This window comes from Qipengyuania atrilutea (assembly GCF_013370205.1).
In the GTDB taxonomy this organism is placed as follows: domain Bacteria; phylum Pseudomonadota; class Alphaproteobacteria; order Sphingomonadales; family Sphingomonadaceae; genus Actirhodobacter; species Actirhodobacter atriluteus.
This window is the reverse complement of sequence record NZ_JABWGV010000001.1, coordinates 772,822-791,968: the sequence shown is the minus strand read 5'-3', so window position 1 is coordinate 791,968 and position 19,147 is coordinate 772,822. Positions and strand designations below refer to the sequence as shown.

Below are 19,147 nucleotides of genomic sequence, written 5' to 3'. Positions count from 1 at the left end.
AACAGCAGGAAAGACGTTTGCAGTGACGGGTCAATGGACGAAGGATAGCTGGAAAGATCACGAAGCGCGGCATCTGCCGCGTTACGAGGATCAGGACGCGCTGACCGATGCGGTCACGACCCTCGCGAGCTACCCGCCGCTGGTCTTCGCCGGCGAAGCCCGCGCGCTGAAAGCCGAGCTTGCCGAAGTCGCGAGCGGCAAGGGCTTCCTGCTCCAAGGCGGCGACTGCGCCGAAAGCTTCGCCGAATTCCACCCGAACAACATCCGCGACACCTTCCGCGTGCTTTTGCAGATGGCAGTCGTGATGACCTTCGCGAGCAAGCGACCGGTCGTGAAGGTCGGACGCATGGCCGGGCAGTTCGCCAAACCGCGCAGTTCGGACACCGAAACCAAGGACGGCATCACGTTGCCGAGCTATTTCGGCGACAACGTCAACGGGATCGAGTTCGGTGCGGAAACCCGTCGCAACGATCCGGCGCGAATGGTCCGCGCCTACTCGCAGGCCGCGGCGACGCTCAACCTGCTGCGCGCCTTTGCTGGCGGCGGCTATGCCAATTTACGTCAGGTCCACCAGTGGACGCTCGATTTCATGGGTCGCTCGCCCTGGGCCGACAAGTTCGCGCTGACCGCCGACCGCATCGGCGAAGCGCTCGACTTCATGGAAGCCTGCGGAATCGACCCCGCTACCGTCCCGCAGCTTCAGGGCACGAGCTTCTACACCAGCCATGAAGCGCTGCTGCTGCCGTACGAGGAAGCGCTGACCCGGCAGGATTCGCTGACCGGCGAATGGTACGACACGAGCGCGCACATGGTGTGGATTGGCGACCGCACCCGCTTCGAAGGGAGCGCGCATATCGAGTTCGCACGTGGCATCGGCAATCCGCTCGGCATGAAGTGCGGACCGAGCCTCGAGCCGGACGCTCTCCTGAAGTTGCTCGACACGCTCAATCCGAAGCGCGAGCCGGGCCGGATCACGCTCATCAGCCGGTTCGGACACGACAAGGTAGAGGCAGACCTGCCGAAGCTGGTACGTGCGGTGAAGCGGGAAGGGCACCCCGTCGTCTGGTCGTGCGATCCGATGCACGGCAACGTCGTCAAATCCGAGAGTGGCTACAAGACCCGGCCGTTCGACCGGATCCTGTCGGAAGCCAAGGGCTTCTTCGCGGTTCATCGGGCCGAAGGGACCCATCCTGGCGGCATCCATGTCGAGATGACCGGACAGGACGTGACGGAGTGCGTCGGCGGGGCGGTAGCAATTACCGACGAAGCGCTGGGCGACCGTTATCACACGCATTGCGACCCGCGCCTCAATGCGGCGCAGTCGCTCGAATTGGCGTTCCTGCTCGCAGAAATGCTAAACAGCGAGATGGAATTGGCGCAAGCGGACGCGGCTTAAACCTGACCGCTAAAGCGTTTTCGGGAACGAAGCTTGGGACCGGGCACTATTCTGGTTATGCTACGTGCCATGCATACCCCTGATCCGGCGCCTCTGCTGCGCAGTAAATTGTGAACGCGCCGATCCAGCGTCCTCGCCCGTCATCCGACGGGGCAGTGAGGAGCGGCCGGCAAGCGGACTGGACAAGCGGCGATACAGCTACGGCCTTCGCCGGTGTGCGCGCATTGTCCGAAGAACTGGCGCAGCCGCTGTCCGATGCCGATGCGACGATCCAGTCGATGGAAGACGCTTCGCCTACGAAGTGGCATCTTGCACACACGACATGGTTCTGGGAGACGTTCCTTCTGCGTGATCATGCGGAGGGCTACACGCTCTTCGACGAGAAATGGCCGTTCCTGTTCAATTCCTACTACGAGGCGGAAGGCGAGCGCATCAACCGGTTCGCGCGGGGAATGCTGTCGCGTCCCTCGCTCGAGGAATGCGTCGCATACCGCCATCATGTGACCGAAGCGATGGAGCAATTGCTGGGACGCGAGGATCTTGCGCCGCTCATTCGCCTGGGCCTCGCTCATGAACAGCAGCATCAGGAATTGCTGCTTACCGACATCAAGCATGCGCTTTTCCAGAACCCGCTCGGTCCGGCCTATCACGATACTTACGGCCCATCCGCCAGCCCTGCGGCAGAAATAGAATGGCACGAACACCCCGGCGGCATTGCCATGATCGGGCACGACGGCGACGGCTTCGCTTACGATAATGAAGGGCCGCGCCACCGCGTCATTCTCGAACCCTTCGCGATCGCCGACCGGCTCGTCACCAATATCGAGTGGCAGCAGTTCATCGACGAGGGTGGATACAGCGACGCGGCGCTATGGCTGTCCGATGGATGGGCGTGGGTCAACGAAGAGAAGATTACCGCGCCGCTCTATTGGGAAGATGAGCGCGCCTTTACGCTTGCCGGTTGGCAGAAGCGCGATCCGAACGCTCCCGTGACGCACATCTCCTATTACGAGGCCGATGCCTACGCGACATGGGCGGGAGCCCGACTTCCGACCGAATTCGAATGGGAAGCCATCGCGCGCGGACAGGACAGCGCCGCCGCCTCGCCGGCGCACGACGCTCATGCGGGAAACCAGCTCGACCGGCTCGCCGACATGGACGGCGCGCCGCACCCTCGCGGCAGCAGCGGACTGTTCGGCGATTGCTGGCAGTTCACCCGGTCCGCCTACCTGCCCTATCCGCGGTTCCAGATCGCCGAGGGCGCAGTAGGCGAATACAACGGCAAGTTCATGAGCGGGCAGGTGGTCCTGCGCGGAGCGAGCTGCGCAACCGCACGCGGGCATTCGCGCGCATCCTATCGCAACTTCTTCTACCCGCACCAGCGCTGGCAGTTTACCGGCCTGCGCCTCGCAAAAGATATATAATAACAGGGGCTTGGTTATGAACAAGGCGCAGGGGATTGCCCTGGTCGAGCGCGACGCGGACGGGGTCGATCGCGCTTTCCGCAAAGACGTGCTGGAGGGAATGCGGGGTGAGCAGAAAGCCATTCCCGCGCGCTGGCTTTACGACGACGCCGGCTCGCAGCTGTTCGAGGACATCACCGAGGTCCCTGAATATTATCCGACGCGTTCGGAAACCGAAATTCTGGAATCGCAGTCGCGGGACTTTGCCGATCTGATCGGTAGCGGCCGCGCCGTGGTGGAATTCGGCTCCGGCAGTTCGGTGAAGACCCCGCTGCTGCTGAGCGCGATCGAGCCCGCCGCCTACGTGCCGCTCGATATTGCAGGTGATTTTCTGCGTGCAGCGGCCGATCAATTGCAGGGCAAGTTTCCGAACCTGCCGATCTATCCGGTCGAAGCCGATTTCATGCGGCGCGTCGAATTGCCGGCCGAAGTCTCTGATATGCCCAAGCTCGGCTTCTTCCCCGGATCGACGATCGGCAACATGATCGCGAGCAGCGCAGTGGACCTCCTCCGCTCGATGCGTGCGACCCTGCTCGAAGGGCAAGAACATTCGGGCGATCGTACCGCGCCGATGCTCTTGATCGGCATGGATCTCGTGAAGGATGTCGAGGTTCTGAAAGCCGCATACGACGATGCGGCCGGCGTCACCGCAGAATTCAATCGCAATGTGGCGCGGCGCATGAACCGCGAACTCGACGGCGACATTCCGGTCGATGCCTTGCGGCACGAAGCACGTTGGAACGACGAAGTCGCGCGGATCGAGATGCATCTGGTCGCGACGCGGGAAATCGCCTTCACCCTGTCGGGCGAGCGTTTCACGATGCTCGAAGGCGAGACCATCCATACGGAGAACAGCCACAAGTTCACGGAGCGCAGCAGCAATCTGCTGCTGATGTCCGGCGGGTGGTCGCCAGTAAAACGCTGGACCGACAGCGAAGACCGTTTCTCGCTCATTCTCGCCCGCTCGATGGAGCCGCGTAAGGCGCCGTGAACCCCAATTCTTCGTTCAGCGAGCGATAAAGCGAGGTCCGCTAAAAGCCGCATATGGAATTCAGTGAAATCTGGGACCGGGCAAGCGCCGCGATCGAAGCGGTGCCCCGCAGCGACCTGCTCATGGTTACGCTCGCCGCGATGGTGGCAGGCTGGTTCGGCACAGCACTGCTGCGCAAGCGGGTTGGTTTCGGACGCGTCATATCGACTGCGAGCACGATCATTCTGGCTGCGGTTCTGGCGACGGTGGTGCTGCAGCTCTCGCGGCTTGACCCGCGCATCGATCTGGCCGTTCCGGGTCTCGACTTGCCGGAACAGGTCGTCGAAGGCGGCGAGACCCGGATCGAACTCTCCCGCGACGGGCATTTCTGGCTGCAGGCCTCGATCAATGGCGAGGATGCTGCGTTTCTGGTCGATACCGGCGCCACGCTGACTGCGGTCTCGCCGGATCTGGCGCAGCGCGCGGGGCTGGAGCCGCGGTCGGGGGGCATTCCAATACAGCTCGAAACCGCCAACGGCGCGATCCTCGCCGACATGACGGCGATCGACAGCCTCAGCTTCGGGAACGTGAATGCCCGCGGAATCGACGCCGTCATCGCGCCCAATCTCGGCAAGACGAACGTGATCGGGATGAATGTTCTCTCGCGCCTGGAATCGTGGCGTGTGGAAGGTACGACCATGATCCTCGTTCCGCAAAGCGGCGACCGGAACGATTAATCGTTCCCCGCGAATAGCAATGCAGGCAGAGCCCGTTTGACCATGGTGAAGCCGCCGCTAAAGAACGGGGAATATGACCAATGTTAACCGCCTGCCCGTGCCTCCGCCGCTGGAGCGTCTTCGCGCCGAAACCCCGATTGCCATCTACTGCGACTTCGACGGGACCCTCGTCGAACTGGCGGATACGCCCGACGGCATAACCGTCCCCGAGACCCTGCCTGCGCAGATTCGTGCGCTGGAGCAGCGCCTCGACGGACGTTTTGCCTTGGTGAGCGGGCGGGCAATCGACGATCTGGAAAGCCACCTCGGGCCGATCGAGGTCGCGGTTGCCGGTTCGCACGGAGGTGCGCGGCGTCATGCGGGCGGCAATCCTCTCGGAGACCAGCCCGACCCGTTACCGGAAGAAGTAATATGCGCGCTGTCAGATTACTGCGACCGCAATGCGCTGCGCTACGAAGCGAAGACGCATGGCGGGGCAATCCATTATCGGCAGAGCCCCGATGCAGCCGCCGCCGCGCTGGCCTTCGCACGCGAACTTGCAGGCGGGCACGAGCTCGACGTGAAAACGGGGAAGTCGGTTATCGAACTTGTCCGACCGGGCGCGAACAAGGGCGGGGCGGTGAGCGCTTTCCAGGAATGCGCGCCGTTCGCCGGAGCACGCCCGATCTTTCTCGGCGACGATGAAACGGACGAACACGGTTTTGCCGCCTGCCGCGAGCTCGGCGGGTTCGGAATTGCCGTAGGCCCGCGGGAAACCGAGCACGCGGAGTATCACCTCGAAACGCCGGCAGCGGTACACGAGTGGCTCGGGCTATGACGGAGGTGCGGTCCTCGCTCGAGCTCTGGCCGATCGGCAACTGCCAGGTCAGCGGTCTGATAGACGAGCGCGGCGGCCTCGTCTGGGGCTGCGTTCCGCGCGTTGACGGCGACCCGGTGTTTTGCGCGCTGCTCAATGGAGAAAAGCAGGACCAGGGCGTTTGGCGCTTCGAACTCGAAGGGCAGGTGAGCGCGACGCAGGAATATATCCGTAATACGCCGAACCTCGTCACCCGCCTCGAAGCGAAGGACGGCAGCGCGGTCGAGATACTCGATTTCTGCCCACGCTACGAAAGGTCGGGAAGGATGTACCGTCCCGTCGCCTTCGTGCGGATCGTGCGGCGTATCGCAGGCCATCCGCGTATCTGCGTACGGCTTTCTCCGATGCGCGACTATGGCTCCGAGGTGCCGATGCGGACCAACGGAACCAACCACATACGCTATCTGGTGGGCTCGCAGGCCATCCGTCTCTCCACCGACGCGCCGGTCGGTTATATCTTGGAAGAGCGTTCCTTCCGCATCGAGGATGATACGCATTTCTTCCTCGGCCCCGACGAACCGTTCACCGGCAATCTGCGCGAGGAAGTGCGCGCAATGGAGCAGGCGACGCGCAAGTACTGGAAGAACTGGGTGCGCGGCCTCGCCACCCCGCTCGACTGGCAGGACGAGGTGATCCGCTGCGCCATCACCCTCAAGCTATGCCAGCACGAGGAAACGGGCGCGATCGTCGCGGCGATGACGACTTCGGTCCCCGAAGCGCCCGGCAGCGAGCGCAACTGGGACTACCGCTTCTGCTGGATCCGCGATTCCTATTACACGGTGCAAGCTCTGAACCGGCTCGGTGCGCTCGACGTGCTCGAAAAGTATCTTGCCTATCTGCGCAACATCATCGACCAGGCGCGCGGAGGGCAGATCCAGCCGCTCTATTCCGTGATGGGCGTCGCCGAGCTCGAGGAGAACATTGCGCCCGAGCTCGAAGGATACCGCGGTATGGGTCCGGTCCGCGTCGGGAACGAAGCCTACCTGCAAATCCAGCACGATTGCTACGGCCAGATCGTTCTGCCTACCGTCCACGGGTTCTTCGATCGCCGGCTTCTGCGCATGGCGGACGAGGAAGACTTCGCGAGCCTCGAGGAGGTCGGCGAAATGGCGTGGCGTATGCACGATCAGCCCGATGCGGGCCTCTGGGAATTCCGCACAAGGCAGGAAGTCCATACCTATTCCGCGATCATGAGCTGGGCCGCCTGCGACCGGCTCGCCAATGCGGCGCGCAAGCTCGGCAAGGAGGACCGGTGCGCCATGTGGAACGAGCGTGCCGAAGTCATTCGAAAGCGGATCGAGGAAAAGGCGTGGGTCTCCGAAGAGGAGAGCGAAAGCGGCAAGGCGCATTATGGTGCAAGCTTCGAGAGCGACTATCTCGACGCGAGCCTTTTGCAGATGGTCGAACTGCGATTCCTTTCGCCCGACAACCCGAGGTTCCAAGCGACGTTCGACGCGATCGAGAAGGAACTGCGCCGCGGGGACTACATGCTTCGCTACGCCAAGGAAGACGATTTCGGCGCGCCGGAAACCGCGTTCAACGTCTGCACCTTCTGGCTGATCGAAGCGCTTCACCTCTCCGGCCGATCGGACGAAGCGCGCGTTCTGTTCGATGCCATGCTGTCGCATACGACGCGCTCCGGGCTTCTTTCGGAAGACCTCGATCACGAAACAGGTGAGCTTTGGGGGAACTTCCCGCAGACCTACTCGCTAGTAGGAGTGATTAACTGCGCCGGATTGTTATCCAAACCCTGGAGTGAAGTGCGTTGAGCCGATTGGTTGTGATCTCGAACCGAGTTGCCGTGCCGAAAGCGCGGGGCGCGGCCGGGGCACAAGGCGGATTGGCAGGCGCACTCAACGCAGCGCTCAAGAAACACAGCGGTATCTGGTTCGGATGGTCGGGCGAAGACGTTCCCGAGTTCACCGGCGAAACCAGCGAGCAGACGTTCGAGGGCGTAACCACGGTGACGATGGACCTCGCGAAGCAGGACATCGACGAATATTATAACGGCTATGCAAACGCGACCTTGTGGCCGCTGTTTCACTACCGCCTCGATCTGGCCGAATACGAACAGGAAACGGCCAAGGGCTACGAGCGCGTCAACGAGCGTTTTGCCGAATGCGTCGCGCCGATGGTCGAGGAAGACGACCTCATCTGGGTGCATGACTACCACCTGATCCCGCTAGGGGAGCGCCTGCGCGCCCGCGGCATCGAAAACCGGATCGGCTTCTTCCTGCACATTCCCTGGCCGGCGACCCGCCTGTTCGTATCGCTTCCCTACCACGAACGGCTCGTTCGCACGATGCTGCGCTACGATCTGGTGGGCTTCCAGACGGCCGAATGGCTCGAATCCTTCATGCATTACTGCGAGAAGGAACTGGGCGCAGAGGTCGACGAGGAAACCGGCTGCATCACATTCGAGGGACGCCGGACAATCGCGCGCGCCTATCCCATCGGCATCGATTACGAGCACTTCATGAGCCACGAAGCGGGCAGCGATGCGCGCGAGGCAGAGCAGCGGCTCGTCACGTCGACCCGTGACCGTACGGCGATGATCGGCGTGGACCGGCTCGATTATTCGAAGGGCATTCCCGAACGTATCGACGGGATCGGGCGGTTCTTCGACAAATATCCCGAGTGCGTCCGCGATCTCGTCTTCATCCAGATCGCGCCGCCGAGCCGCGAAGACGTCGAATCCTATCAGCAGATACGGGCCGAACTCGAACAGAAGACGGGTGAAATCAACGGAGCACGCTCAGAAGTCGACCTCGTCCCGATCCGCTACGTCAATCGTGGCTATTCGCAGGCCGAGCTGTTCGGTTTCTACCGAGCGGCGAAAATCGGGCTGGTCACTCCCTTGCGTGACGGAATGAACCTCGTGGCCAAGGAATATGTCGCGGCGCAGGACCCCGACGATCCGGGCATTCTGATCCTGTCCCAATTCGCCGGAGCGGCTCTGCAACTGAAGGATGCGATCCTAGTCAATCCGCACAGCCCGGACGATCTTGCGCGCGCGATCAACCAAGCGCTGGAGATGCCGCTTAAAGAACGCAAGGAGCGGCACCAGAAGATGCTGGTCTCGGTTCGCGACGAGAACGTGCAGGAATGGACCGAGAACTTTCGCAGAGATCTCGCCAAAGTTTCGCAATACGCTTGAGCACGGCAATGGAGTTCGAACGCACGCTTCCGCTGTCTGCGGTGCACAACTTCCGCGATTATGGCGGCTATCCGGTAGCGGGCGGCGGTCGCGTCAGGCGGAGCCTTTTGTGGCGTTCCGGCCATATGGCGGAGGCGAGCGAGGCCGACCTCGACGCGATCGACGAACTGAAACTTGCCCACGTGTTCGATTTGCGCGGACCGCGAGAGCGGGACAGCCTGCCGTCCCTGCGCGGTCCGGCGTTTGCAGCCCAGGTCATTGCGTTCGATGGTGAAAGTGGCACGCTCGCGCCGCATCTCGCGGCGGCAGGCGAGGCGTTCAGTCCTGCGGATGCGCACACGATAATGGAACGCACCTACGCCGCGCTTCCGGACCGGGTGCCGCTCGTCACGATGATTCGGCGCTTCTTCGATGCGCAGCTGCGCGGGGAAGGGGCCAGCCTCGTTCACTGTCACGCGGGGAAGGACCGCACGGGCATGGCGGTGGCGCTGCTTCATGAGGCGCTCGGTGTCCATCCGGACGATGCAATGGCCGACTTCCTTCTGACCAACACGTCGGGTGATCGGGAAAGCCAAATAGCGCGCGGTATCGAATCGATCCGGCGGCGCTACCCTACCGTCAGCAAAGACGCGGCGGCGGCCCTCATGGGGGTGCAGGAAAGCTACCTCGAGGCTGCCCGCGGCGCGCTTACCGAGCGCTACGGCTCGGTCGATGCCTATCTGACGCATGAACTGGGCATCGACGAGACTGCGCGCGAAACGCTGCGCTTGCATCTGGTGGAAACGTAACGACATCGGGTGACCCGGGCGCCGGCAGACGCTAACGTCCCGGCTTCCGTCTCGTTTGGTTACCTCGAAAGACATATCCGCATGGCTACCCACCGCACCAAGATGCTCATCATTGGCTCCGGCCCCGCAGGCTATTCGGCCGCGATCTACGGCGCGCGTGCTGCGATGGAGCCGATCGTGGTGCAGGGCATCCAGCCCGGCGGTCAGCTCACTATCACAACCGACGTCGAGAACTATCCCGGCTTTCGCGACGTGATCCAGGGTCCGTGGCTGATGGAAGAAATGAAGGCGCAGGCCGAGCACGTCGGCACGCGCATGATGTGGGACACGATCGTCGAAGTCGACGTCGCCAACGGCTCGCCCTTCCGGGCAGTCGGCGACAGCGGCGACGAGTATATCGGCGACACGCTCGTCATCGCGACCGGCGCGCAGGCGAAGTGGCTCGGCGTTCCGGGCGAGCAGGAACTAGGCGGCAAGGGCGTGTCTGCCTGTGCGACCTGCGACGGTTTCTTCTACCGCGGCAAGAAGGTCGCGGTGATCGGCGGCGGCAATACCGCGGTCGAGGAAGCACTTTACCTTACCAATCACTCAGACGACGTGACGCTCATCCATCGCCGCGACGAACTTCGCGCGGAGAAGATCCTGCAGGAACGCCTGTTCAAGTCGGACAAGATCACCCCGATGTGGAACCAGACGGTCGAGCGGTTCGTGCCCGGAGAGAACGGCGCGCTCCACCACCTCGAACTGCGCAATACCGAAACCGGCGAAACCAGCACACTGGAAGTCGACGGTGCGTTCGTCGCGATCGGTCATGCGCCCTCCACCGAGCTTTTCAAGGGCAAGCTGCCGATGGACGACAGCGGTTATCTGCTGGTCGCGCCGGGCACGCCCAAGACCGAGGTGGCGGGCGTCTTCGCCTGCGGCGACGTGATGGACCACGTCTACCGGCAGGCGGTGACGGCCGCGGGGACGGGCTGCATGGCCGCGCTCGATGCGGAGCGCTTCCATGCCGGGCTCGAGATCGAACTCGACGGCCACGCGCACGAAGCGGAAGCCGCCGAGTAGCGACGCCTCAGAAGACGGCAATCGCAGCGTGCACGATCAATGCGATCAGCACGATGCTCGAAATGGCGAACAGGATGAAGCGGACCATGACCTTGTTCGCCGTCACCTGCACGATCGAGTGGATCACTCGCAGCCCGACGTAGATCCAGGCGAGCAGTGCGTTCATTCCGTCGCCCTGCCCGATGAACGCGAGCAGTAACGCCACCGCGTAGAACACCGTCGGCTGTTCGTGCAGGTGGTTGTAGTTATGCGCCTTCCACTGAACCTGCACAGGCAGTTGCCGGTCCAGCGAATCGTCGGGATCGTTGACCAGCCGCTGGATGTCGACATTGCGCTTGCTCATGGCCGGTATGCGGGTCGCATACATCCATGCCCACATGATCATCGTCCAGATGAGAAGGACGACGATCGGCTGAAGGATCTGGCTTTGCGTCACAGGTTGGCTCCCGGATCGTTGAACAGGGTAAGTGCGACGACCCGCACCGCCAGCGCGGCGAGCAGGATGGTCGAGAACATGAAGAGGGTGAAGCGCACCGGGATCGTGTTCACGGTGGCCTGCCACAGCGAATGGAGGATCCGGAGCGCGACGTAACCCCACGCCAGCAGCACGTCGACCGCCCCGGCCCCCATGACCGCGAGGATCAGCGAAGCGGCGTAGAACAGCGTCGGCTGCTCCATCAGATGCGCGTAGTTGTGCGCCTTCCAGTTCACCCGGTCGTCGAGCACCCCTTCGAGGTCCTGTCCGCGTCCGCCCGGTTTGGCGTTGCCGAGCCCGCCGCCTGCCCGCTTCATCGCGGGAAGGCGGGTCGCCGCCATCCATATCAGCATGACGAGCGACCATGCGATCAGCACCGCGGCCGGTGCGAGTATCTGTGCCTGCATCATTCCCACTCCCTGTTGCGCGCCTTCGATTGGCGCAAGGCGCAGCGCCTTGTCAAACCTCAGCCCCTTCGGTCAGCATCGCGGCGAAGCGCGCTGCATCGGTGTTCCCGCCGGTCAGCATGATGACGGTGTCCTCGTCGAGCGGAACCTTGCCGGCAAGCGCCGCTGCCAAAGCCGCCGCGCCGCCGGGTTCGAGCACGAGCCGCAGTTTAGCGAAGGCGAAGCGCTGCGCGGTGCGCACCTCCTCATCGGTGACGCTGACACCGGGTTCGGCGCGGCCACGGAGGACGCCGAGGTTCATCGGTTTGGTCGCATCAGGCTGCAATGCGTCGCAGATCGTCTTGGGCGCACCGTCACCCATCCGCACGATCTCGCCCGAAGCGAGCGAGCGGCCTACGACGTCCCAGCCTTCCGGCTCGACGATATGGATTGCGGCATCGGGATTTGCGAGAGCGAGCCCTGCGGCAAGACCTCCGCCGCCGCAGCAGACGACGAAGCGCGAAGGTCTTCGCCTAAAACCCATCTGCGCGTTCGCCTCGTGCGCGGCGCTGCCCTGGCCTTCGATCACCAACGGATCGCCGAATGCGTGAACCAGCGCACCGCCGCGTTCCTTGAGCACCCGCGCTGCCACTTCGTCACGGTCTTCGCCGGGGCGCTCGTAGAGCACGATCTCCGCCCCGAGTTCGCGCGTTGCGTCGAGCTTCACCCGCGGCGCATCGCGCGGCATCACGATGGTCGCTCTGATGCCGAGCCGCTTCGCCGCCCACGCGACGCCTTGCGCATGGTTTCCGCTCGACACCGCGACGACGCCGCGCCGCGCTTCCTCATCGGTAAGGTTGACCAGCCGCCACCACGCCCCGCGGATCTTGAAGGCGCCGATCGGCTGCAAGCTCTCGGCCTTGGCGAAGCAGTTCACCCCGCGGATCGTAACCGGCAGCAGCGGCGTCATGGGAAGACCGAGCTCTTGCAGGCTTTGCAGCGCTGCCAGGGTGCCTTCCGCAGTCGGCTGACGCGCGGCGCTCATTGAGCGGTTTCCCTACAGTTTGGAACACATGGAACACCATCCAAGGCACAAAAACTAACGCGATTCGAAGCCATGCGAGACTGACGAACAAAGAGGCGAAGCGGCGGGTTCATGGCGCCCTTCTGCCTGCAATCGGGGAAATAGGAAACCGGCCTTTCGCGGATCATTGGCGCGGGTGGTCCATTAGGTTAGGAGGCGCGCAACAGTTACCCACGGAGAAGAATACCCATGTCCACAGTCCTCGTAATCGGTGCCGGCGGCGTCAGCTCGGTCTGCGTCCACAAGATGGCGTTCAACGCGGACATTTTCTCAAGCATCCACCTCGCCAGCCGGACGAAATCGAAATGCGATGCGATCGCTGCCAGCGTCAAGCAGCGCTGCGGAGTGGACGTCGCGACCTACGAGATCGATGCCGAGGAAGTGCCCGCGATGGTGAACCTCATTCGCAAGGTCCAGCCGAGCCTCGTCGTGAACCTCGCGCTGCCCTATCAGGATTTGCCGATCATGGACGCCTGCCTCGAAGCGGGCGTCGACTACCTCGATACGGCGAACTACGAGCCGAAGGACGAGGCCAAGTTCGAATACAAGTGGCAGTGGGCGTATCACGACCGGTTCAAGGAAGCCGGGTTGATGGCGCTGCTCGGTTCGGGTTTCGATCCCGGCGTGACGAGCGTCTTCACGATGTATCTGAAAAAGCACAAGCTGAAGACGATCCGCCAGCTCGACATCCTCGACTGCAACGGCGGGGATCACGGGCAGGCGTTCGCGACGAACTTCAACCCGGAAATCAATATCCGCGAAGTGACGGCGCCCGCGCGGCACTGGGAAGACGGAGAATTCGTCGAGACTCCGGCAATGGGCAAGAAGGTCGAGTTCGACTTCGAAGCGGTCGGCACGAAGAATATGTACATGATGTATCACGAGGAACTGGAAAGCCTCGCGAAGTTCAATCCCGAACTGGAGCGCGCGCGGTTCTGGATGACCTTCGGCGACGAATACATCAAGCACCTGACCGTACTGCAGAACGTCGGCATGACGCGCATCGATCCGGTCAAGTATCAGGGCAAGGACATCATCCCGCTGCAGTTCCTCGCCGCCGTTCTGCCCAAGCCGGAAACGCTGGGCGAGACGACCAAAGGCAACACCAACATCGGCGTGATTGCGACCGGCGAGGCGCTCGACGGTTCGGGCGAGCGCACTTTCTACATCAACAACATCTGCAGCCACGAGGCGGCTTACGAGGAAACCGGCAACCAGGCGGTCAGTTACACGACGGGCGTTCCGGCCATGATCGGCTCGGCCATGATGGTGCAGGGCAAGTGGACCGGCGACGGCGTCTTCAACATGGAAGAGATGGACCCCGACCCGTTCATGGAAATGCTGCAGCAGCACGGCCTGCCGTGGCAAGTGAAGGAACTGGACGGACCGGTGGACTTCTGATGCGCTCTGCGGTCCTTCTCGGCCTCAGCGCAGTGATGCTCGGCTGCGCGCAGGCAGGCGAAGCGCCGGCCGGCGGGGATGTCGCTGTCGAGGACGGACAGGTGACCTCGTCCATGCCCGTTCCTCCCGGCGGAGAGATGAGCCAAGTCGAACAGATCGAATGCAATCGGCAGGGCGGCAGGGTCGAACGCCGCGGCCGGGCGGGCATGCAGATGTGCGTGATGCCCTATCTGGACGGCGGAAAGCTCTGCACCGACAGCAGTCAGTGCGAAGCGCGCTGCATCGTCGAAGGAAACCCCGAACCGGGCAGCGGAAACGAGGATATCGTCGGCATCTGCCAGCGTGACGACCGGCTCTTCGGCTGTTTCGGCGAACTGAAAAACGGCCGTATCGCGCAGGCGATGTGCGTCGACTGATGACCGAAATCGCGATCCATAGCGGCGACATCACGAAGCTTGATGTCGATGCAATCGTGAACGCCGCGAACTCCTCGCTGCTCGGCGGCGGAGGAGTCGACGGCGCGATCCACCGGGCCGCGGGGAAAGAGCTACTCGGCGAATGCCGGCTGCTTGGCGGATGCAAGACCGGCCAGGCGAAGATTACGAAAGGCTACGACCTTCCCGCGCGCCACGTCATCCATACCGTCGGGCCGGTGTGGAACGGCGGCGATAAGGGCGAGGAAGAATTGCTTGCCGACTGCTACCGCAATTCGCTCGAACTTGCGCGAGAGCACCAGCTTCGCAGTATCGCCTTTCCTGCAATCTCGACCGGCATCTACGGCTTCCCGCTCGATCGGGCGGCGCCGATTGCCGTGCGCACCATCCGCGGCTTCGTCAGTATTCATCCGAAGGCATTCGAGCGGATACTGCTCGTCTGCTTCGGCGAAGATGCCGAAAATCATTTACGCGCAGCACTGGAGCAAGACTGATGGAAACCAAGGCCGGCGATCCGGGAGCCTTCGCCGACTTCGACTTGGCGCGGGTGGAAAGCCCCGCCTTCGTCGTCGACGCGGCGAAGCTGCGGGCGAACTGCCAGATCCTCGCGGACATTCGCGACGAGGCCGAAATAAAGGTGCTTGCTGCGCTCAAGGCGTTTTCCATGTGGTCGACCGCACCGATTATCGGCGAGTATCTCGACGGCGTCTGCACGAGCGGGTTGTGGGAAGCGCGGCTCGCCAGCGAGTTCTACGACGGCGAGATCGCGACCTATTCAGCCGCCTACAAACCCGACGAGCTTGAAGAAATCTGCCGCCTGTCCGACCACGTCATCTTCAACTCGCCCGCGCAGCTTCGCCGCGCCGCACTGATCCTCGAACAGGGCAGGGCGACCGGCGGCCGCTTCGATGTGGGACTGCGCATCAACCCGCAGGTGCCGACCGGCGAAGTGCCGCGCTACGACCCGTCGAGCCCCGGCAGCCGCCTCGGTTTTCCGCTCGACCAATTGACCGAAGAGGCGATGGAGGGGGTCGAGGGCATCCACTTCCACAATCTGTGCGAACAGGATCTGGAGCCGTTGCTGTCAACCTGGGACAAGGTGTTCGACGCGATCGAACCCTATTTCGGCCAGCTCAAGTGGATCAACATGGGCGGCGGGCATCACATCACCCGCGCCGACTACCAGAGGGAAGAACTGATCGAGTTCCTGCGCGATGCGAAGGAAGATACCGGGGCGGAAATCTTCCTCGAACCCGGTGAGGCGGTGGCGCTCGATGCGGGCATCCTCGTCGGCACGATCCTCGACACCGGCTACAACGAGGTGCCGGTCGCCATCACCGACATCTCGGCGACCTGCCACATGCCCGACGTTATCGAGGCGCCTTACCGCCCCGCCATGCTGCACGAAGACGCGAGCGCCGAAATCCCGCCCGTGCGACTCGGCGGTCCATCCTGCCTCGCGGGCGACGTCATAGGCGATTACAAGCTGCCCGTTCCGCCCGAACCGGGTCAGCGGATCGCGTTTCTCGATCAGGCGCATTATTCGATGGTGAAGACCAACACCTTCAACGGTGTGCAGCTTCCCTCAATCTATCTGTGGGACAGCGACACCGATGCGCTGGAGCTCGTCAAGTCATTCGATTACCGAGATTTTCGCGATCGGCTCAGCTGACCGCACGGATCGCCGCAGCATGGGCGCAGCGCGCCGCGCGGCCCCTTGTTTCGCGGGCCGCGATTTTCACTTGCGGTTCATGGCACACGATTTATATGCGCGCTTCCTGCTGCCGTACCCCTGTTCTCAGGGGGACTTCCTAACCGCAAGGCAGCTTGTCGTTTCATGGTCCGCAAGGACTGTTTAGGGGGTCCCTTGAATTGCAGCATTTTCCCGACGCTAGCTACGTAGATGCACGCGCCGTCGTCCGTGCCCTTCAGCCGGACGAGCCTGTCATCCTCAACCGCCCGCATGCCGCCGCACGCGCGGCACGTTTTTTCGCGGAAAAATTCCCCGGTAAGTCGCTGTATGCGGTGAAGGCCAATCCTTCGCCCGATCTGTTGCGTATCCTTTGGGACAACGGCATCACGCATTACGACGTGGCCTCGCTTGCCGAGGTGCGGCTGGTATCGGAAACGCTGCCCGAGGCGAAGCTGTGCTTCATGCACCCGGTGAAGACGCCACGCGCGATTGCCGAGGCGTATCACACCCACGGCTGCCGCACCTTCAGCCTCGATACGTCCGAAGAACTGCACAAGATCGTGGAAGCTTGCCGCAACGACGCAGGCGAGCCGGCCACTGACCTGAAGCTATGCGTACGCCTGCGCGTATCGAGCGAGTATTCCGAGCTGTCCCTTGCCGCGAAGTTCGGCTGCGACCTGACCGAAGCGCCGGCGCTGCTACAGGAAGCGCGGCAATACTGCGACTGGCTCGGCGTGTGTTTCCACGTCGGCAGCCAGGCGATGACGCCGTTCGCCTACGTCCAGGCGCTCGAGCGTGCCCGCGCAGCGATCGGCGAGGCCAGCGTGGTCATCGACATGGTCGATGTCGGCGGCGGCTTCCCGAGCGTTTATCCCGGCATGGAGCCGCCCCCGCTCGAAGACTATTTCGCCATCATCCACCGTCAGTTCGAAGCGCTCCCGATCGCCTACAACGCGGAGCTGTGGTGCGAGCCGGGCCGCGCGCTTTGTGCCGAGTATTCTTCGCTCATCGTGCGCGTCGAAAAGCGCCGGGGCGAGGAACTCTACATCAACGACGGCGCCTACGGATCGTTGTTCGATGCCGCGCATGTCGACTGGAAGTTCCCGGTCGCCGCGCTCGAGGACGACCTGCGCGATCCGGAGATGGACTTCGCCTTTTACGGGCCGACCTGCGACGATGCGGATTACATGCAGGGGCCGTTCCCCCTTCCGGGCGACATCCAGGCAGGCGACTACATCGAGATCGGCATGCTCGGCGCGTACGGCGCAGCCATGAAGACGGGCTTCAACGGCTTCGGCAGCGCATTGCCGGTCGTCGTCGAGGACGAGCCGATGGCGAGCCTCTACGACGGTAGCCGCACGCGTCCCGCGGCCGACAATGTCGTAAACCTTCGTTAGCTGATCCGCGCGAAACTTCCCTGACGGCTGCTCGTTAGCCTGTCATGGATCTGTCACAATTCGAACCGCAGCATGTTTCCTGGGGCGAAGCCGGACTTCGGCTGGGCCTCGCCGTCATCTTGCCGTTGCTGATCGGGATGGAGCGCTTCCTGAGGAAGAAGCCGATCGACTTTCGGCCGTTCGTCGTCATCTCGGTTGCGGCGTGCGGGCTGTCCATGGCTTCCATGGAACTCGCGATGACGAGCTTCGATCAGCAGATCCGGATCGATCCCACTCGCGTTTTCGAAGGGGTTATCACTGGCATAGGCTTTCTCGGGGCCGGAGCCATGTTCCGGCAGCAGAATTACGTAATGGGGGCGGGCAGCGCGTCAGCGATTTGGGCGGCAGGCGCAATCGGGATCGTGTGCGGCCTCGGGATGCTCTGGCTGTCGCTCTTCATCGCGCTACCTATCCTGCTGATCCTGATCGTGAGCGCGCCCTTCGTCGAACGCTACGATCCGGGCGGGCATCCAGGCGATCGGAGCAGCGAAGAAGAACTCGCGCAGTAACGGCTGCCGGGCTCAGGCGGCCTCGGCGACCTGCAGGTTCAGCCGGTCCCAGATCTCGGCGAGTGCGTCGACCAGGTCGGCCATCATCGATTCGGTGTGAGCCGGACCGGGGGTGAAGCGCAGCCGCTCCGTCCCGCGGGGCACGGTCGGGAAATTGATCGGCTGTACGTAAATGCCGTATTCGGCAAGCAAGATGTCGCTGATCTTCTTCGCGCGAACGGGATCGCCGACCATCAGCGGCACGATATGCGTCGTGGAGTCCATTACCGGTAGGCCGCGGTCCTTCATCGCCTGCTTGAGCGCATTAGCATTGGCGTGCTGCGCGTCGCGTTCCTCGCTCGAGGACTTCAGATGCCGCACGCTTGCCAGGACGCCCGCAGCGAGCACGGGCGAGAGCGAGGTGGTGAAAATGAAGCCCGGTGCATAGCTGCGAATGCAGTCGATGATGCGTGTGTCGGCCGCTACATAGCCGCCCATCACGCCGAATGCCTTGCCGAGTGTGCCTTCGATAATGTCGATCCGGTGCGCGGCCTCGTCGCGCTCGGTAATGCCACCCCCGCGCGGTCCGTACATGCCGACCGCATGAACTTCGTCGACATAGGTCAGTGCATTATATTCCTCGGACAGGTCGCAGATCGCGTGAACCGGGGCGACGTCGCCGTCCATCGAATAGACGCTTTCGAAGGCGATCAACTTGGGGACATCGGGATCCTCGGCGGCGAGCAGTTCTTCGAGATGTTCGAGGTCGTTGTGGCGGAAGATGCGCTTCTCGCAGCCGGAGTTGCGGATGCCAGCGATCATGCTGGCGTGATTGAGTTCGTCCGAAAAGATGACGCAGCCCGGCAGCAGCTTGGCAAGCGTCGAGAGCGTTGCGTCGTTGGAGACGTAGCCGCTGGTGAACAGCAGTGCGCCTTCCTTGCCGTGAAGGTCGGCAAGTTCGCGCTCGAGCTGAATATGGTAATGCGTGTTGCCGCCGATGTTGCGTGTGCCACCGCTGCCGGCGCCGACGTCGTGTAGCGCCTCTTCCATCGCTTCGATGACCTTGGGGTGCTGGCCCATCGCGAGATAATCGTTGGAGCACCAGACGGTGATCGGCTTCGGGCCGTTATGACCGTGAAAGCAGCGGGCGTTGGGGTAGGCACCCTTGTTGCGCAGGATGTCGATGAACACGCGGTAGCGGCCCTCGGTGTGAAGCCGGTCGATCGCCGCGTCGAAAATCTTGTCGTAGTTCATCGCCAATGGCTCGTGCGTCATGTGCCTGTTCAGTGCACCGCCGCCTCTAATACGGCGGAAAAGC

19 protein-coding genes are annotated in these 19,147 nt (G+C 62.9%); 15 read left to right on the top strand and 4 right to left on the bottom strand.

What is annotated here, in order from left to right:
• The first annotated feature begins 22 nt into the window (after window positions 1-22).
• From HUV48_RS03920 to trxB, 9 genes are all read left to right on the top strand, one after another.
• On the top strand, window positions 23-1,396 hold the full coding sequence (locus HUV48_RS03920; RefSeq protein ID WP_176266433.1) for a class II 3-deoxy-7-phosphoheptulonate synthase: 1,374 nt from the start codon (window positions 23-25) through the stop codon (window positions 1,394-1,396).
• 155 nt (window positions 1,397-1,551) lie between these two features.
• Window positions 1,552-2,820, top strand: coding sequence for an ergothioneine biosynthesis protein EgtB (gene egtB / locus HUV48_RS03915; protein ID WP_176266700.1), 1,269 nt, complete (start codon window positions 1,552-1,554; stop codon window positions 2,818-2,820).
• 16 nt (window positions 2,821-2,836) lie between these two features.
• Window positions 2,837-3,850, top strand: a complete 1,014-nt coding sequence (egtD, locus tag HUV48_RS03910) for an L-histidine N(alpha)-methyltransferase (RefSeq protein WP_176266432.1) — start codon at window positions 2,837-2,839, stop codon at window positions 3,848-3,850.
• Between the two features lie 53 nt (window positions 3,851-3,903).
• Entirely contained in the window at window positions 3,904-4,566 is a 663-nt protein-coding gene (locus HUV48_RS03905) for a retropepsin-like aspartic protease family protein (protein ID WP_176266431.1), read from the top strand.
• A 73-nt stretch (window positions 4,567-4,639) separates the two neighbouring features.
• Complete coding sequence (otsB, locus tag HUV48_RS03900; RefSeq protein WP_176266430.1) at window positions 4,640-5,383, top strand: trehalose-phosphatase; 744 nt, start codon at window positions 4,640-4,642, stop codon at window positions 5,381-5,383.
• Window positions 5,380-7,191: a glycoside hydrolase family 15 protein gene (locus HUV48_RS03895; RefSeq protein WP_176266429.1), complete on the top strand. Its 1,812-nt coding sequence runs from the start codon at window positions 5,380-5,382 to the stop codon at window positions 7,189-7,191. Before otsB ends, HUV48_RS03895 begins: the two co-directional genes overlap by 4 nt.
• Window positions 7,188-8,579 carry an alpha,alpha-trehalose-phosphate synthase (UDP-forming) gene (locus HUV48_RS03890; protein WP_176266428.1) on the top strand — a complete coding sequence of 464 codons (1,392 nt, stop codon included), beginning with the start codon at window positions 7,188-7,190 and terminating at the stop codon, window positions 8,577-8,579. Before HUV48_RS03895 ends, HUV48_RS03890 begins: the two co-directional genes overlap by 4 nt.
• Window positions 8,576-9,367 (top strand): tyrosine-protein phosphatase, encoded by a 792-nt coding sequence (locus HUV48_RS03885; protein ID WP_176266427.1) that lies wholly within the window; start codon window positions 8,576-8,578, stop codon window positions 9,365-9,367. Before HUV48_RS03890 ends, HUV48_RS03885 begins: the two co-directional genes overlap by 4 nt.
• An 81-nt stretch (window positions 9,368-9,448) precedes the next feature.
• Window positions 9,449-10,432 carry a thioredoxin-disulfide reductase gene (trxB, locus tag HUV48_RS03880; RefSeq protein ID WP_176266426.1) on the top strand — a complete coding sequence of 328 codons (984 nt, stop codon included), beginning with the start codon at window positions 9,449-9,451 and terminating at the stop codon, window positions 10,430-10,432.
• 7 nt (window positions 10,433-10,439) lie between these two features.
• Here trxB and HUV48_RS03875 read toward each other — a convergent pair whose 3' ends face one another.
• From HUV48_RS03875 to HUV48_RS03865, 3 genes are read right to left on the bottom strand one after another with little or no spacing between them, the layout of a single operon-like run.
• Window positions 10,440-10,868, bottom strand: coding sequence for an MAPEG family protein (locus HUV48_RS03875; protein ID WP_176266425.1), 429 nt, complete (start codon window positions 10,866-10,868; stop codon window positions 10,440-10,442).
• A complete protein-coding gene (locus HUV48_RS03870) occupies window positions 10,865-11,314 on the bottom strand; it encodes an MAPEG family protein (RefSeq protein ID WP_176266699.1) in 450 nt (149 codons plus the stop codon). The genes HUV48_RS03875 and HUV48_RS03870 overlap by 4 nt, the downstream gene beginning before the upstream one ends.
• Window positions 11,315-11,366: 52 nt before the next feature.
• Window positions 11,367-12,338 carry a threonine ammonia-lyase gene (locus HUV48_RS03865; protein ID WP_176266424.1) on the bottom strand — a complete coding sequence of 324 codons (972 nt, stop codon included), beginning with the start codon at window positions 12,336-12,338 and terminating at the stop codon, window positions 11,367-11,369.
• A gap of 228 nt (window positions 12,339-12,566) precedes the next feature.
• Between HUV48_RS03865 and HUV48_RS03860 the strand changes: the two genes are divergently transcribed.
• The 6 genes from HUV48_RS03860 to HUV48_RS03835 all read left to right on the top strand — a co-directional run bounded on the left by HUV48_RS03860 (window position 12,567) and on the right by HUV48_RS03835 (window position 17,850).
• Complete coding sequence (locus HUV48_RS03860) at window positions 12,567-13,778, top strand: saccharopine dehydrogenase family protein (RefSeq protein WP_176266423.1); 1,212 nt, start codon at window positions 12,567-12,569, stop codon at window positions 13,776-13,778.
• Window positions 13,778-14,194, top strand: coding sequence for a hypothetical protein (locus HUV48_RS03855; RefSeq protein WP_176266422.1), 417 nt, complete (start codon window positions 13,778-13,780; stop codon window positions 14,192-14,194). The genes HUV48_RS03860 and HUV48_RS03855 overlap by 1 nt, the downstream gene beginning before the upstream one ends.
• Window positions 14,194-14,706, top strand: a complete 513-nt coding sequence (locus tag HUV48_RS03850) for an O-acetyl-ADP-ribose deacetylase (RefSeq protein ID WP_176266421.1) — start codon at window positions 14,194-14,196, stop codon at window positions 14,704-14,706. The genes HUV48_RS03855 and HUV48_RS03850 overlap by 1 nt, the downstream gene beginning before the upstream one ends.
• Entirely contained in the window at window positions 14,706-15,884 is a 1,179-nt protein-coding gene (locus HUV48_RS03845) for a carboxynorspermidine decarboxylase (RefSeq protein ID WP_176266420.1), read from the top strand. The genes HUV48_RS03850 and HUV48_RS03845 overlap by 1 nt, the downstream gene beginning before the upstream one ends.
• Before the next feature lie 200 nt (window positions 15,885-16,084).
• The gene (locus HUV48_RS03840) at window positions 16,085-17,302 is read left to right on the top strand and encodes a type III PLP-dependent enzyme (protein WP_176266419.1); all 1,218 of its coding nucleotides are present in this window, start codon (window positions 16,085-16,087) and stop codon (window positions 17,300-17,302) included.
• A gap of 44 nt (window positions 17,303-17,346) precedes the next feature.
• Entirely contained in the window at window positions 17,347-17,850 is a 504-nt protein-coding gene (locus HUV48_RS03835) for an MgtC/SapB family protein (protein WP_176266418.1), read from the top strand.
• A 12-nt stretch (window positions 17,851-17,862) separates the two neighbouring features.
• Here HUV48_RS03835 and hemA read toward each other — a convergent pair whose 3' ends face one another.
• The gene (gene hemA, locus HUV48_RS03830; RefSeq protein ID WP_176266698.1) at window positions 17,863-19,083 is read right to left on the bottom strand and encodes a 5-aminolevulinate synthase; all 1,221 of its coding nucleotides are present in this window, start codon (window positions 19,081-19,083) and stop codon (window positions 17,863-17,865) included.
• Window positions 19,084-19,147 lie beyond the last annotated feature (64 nt).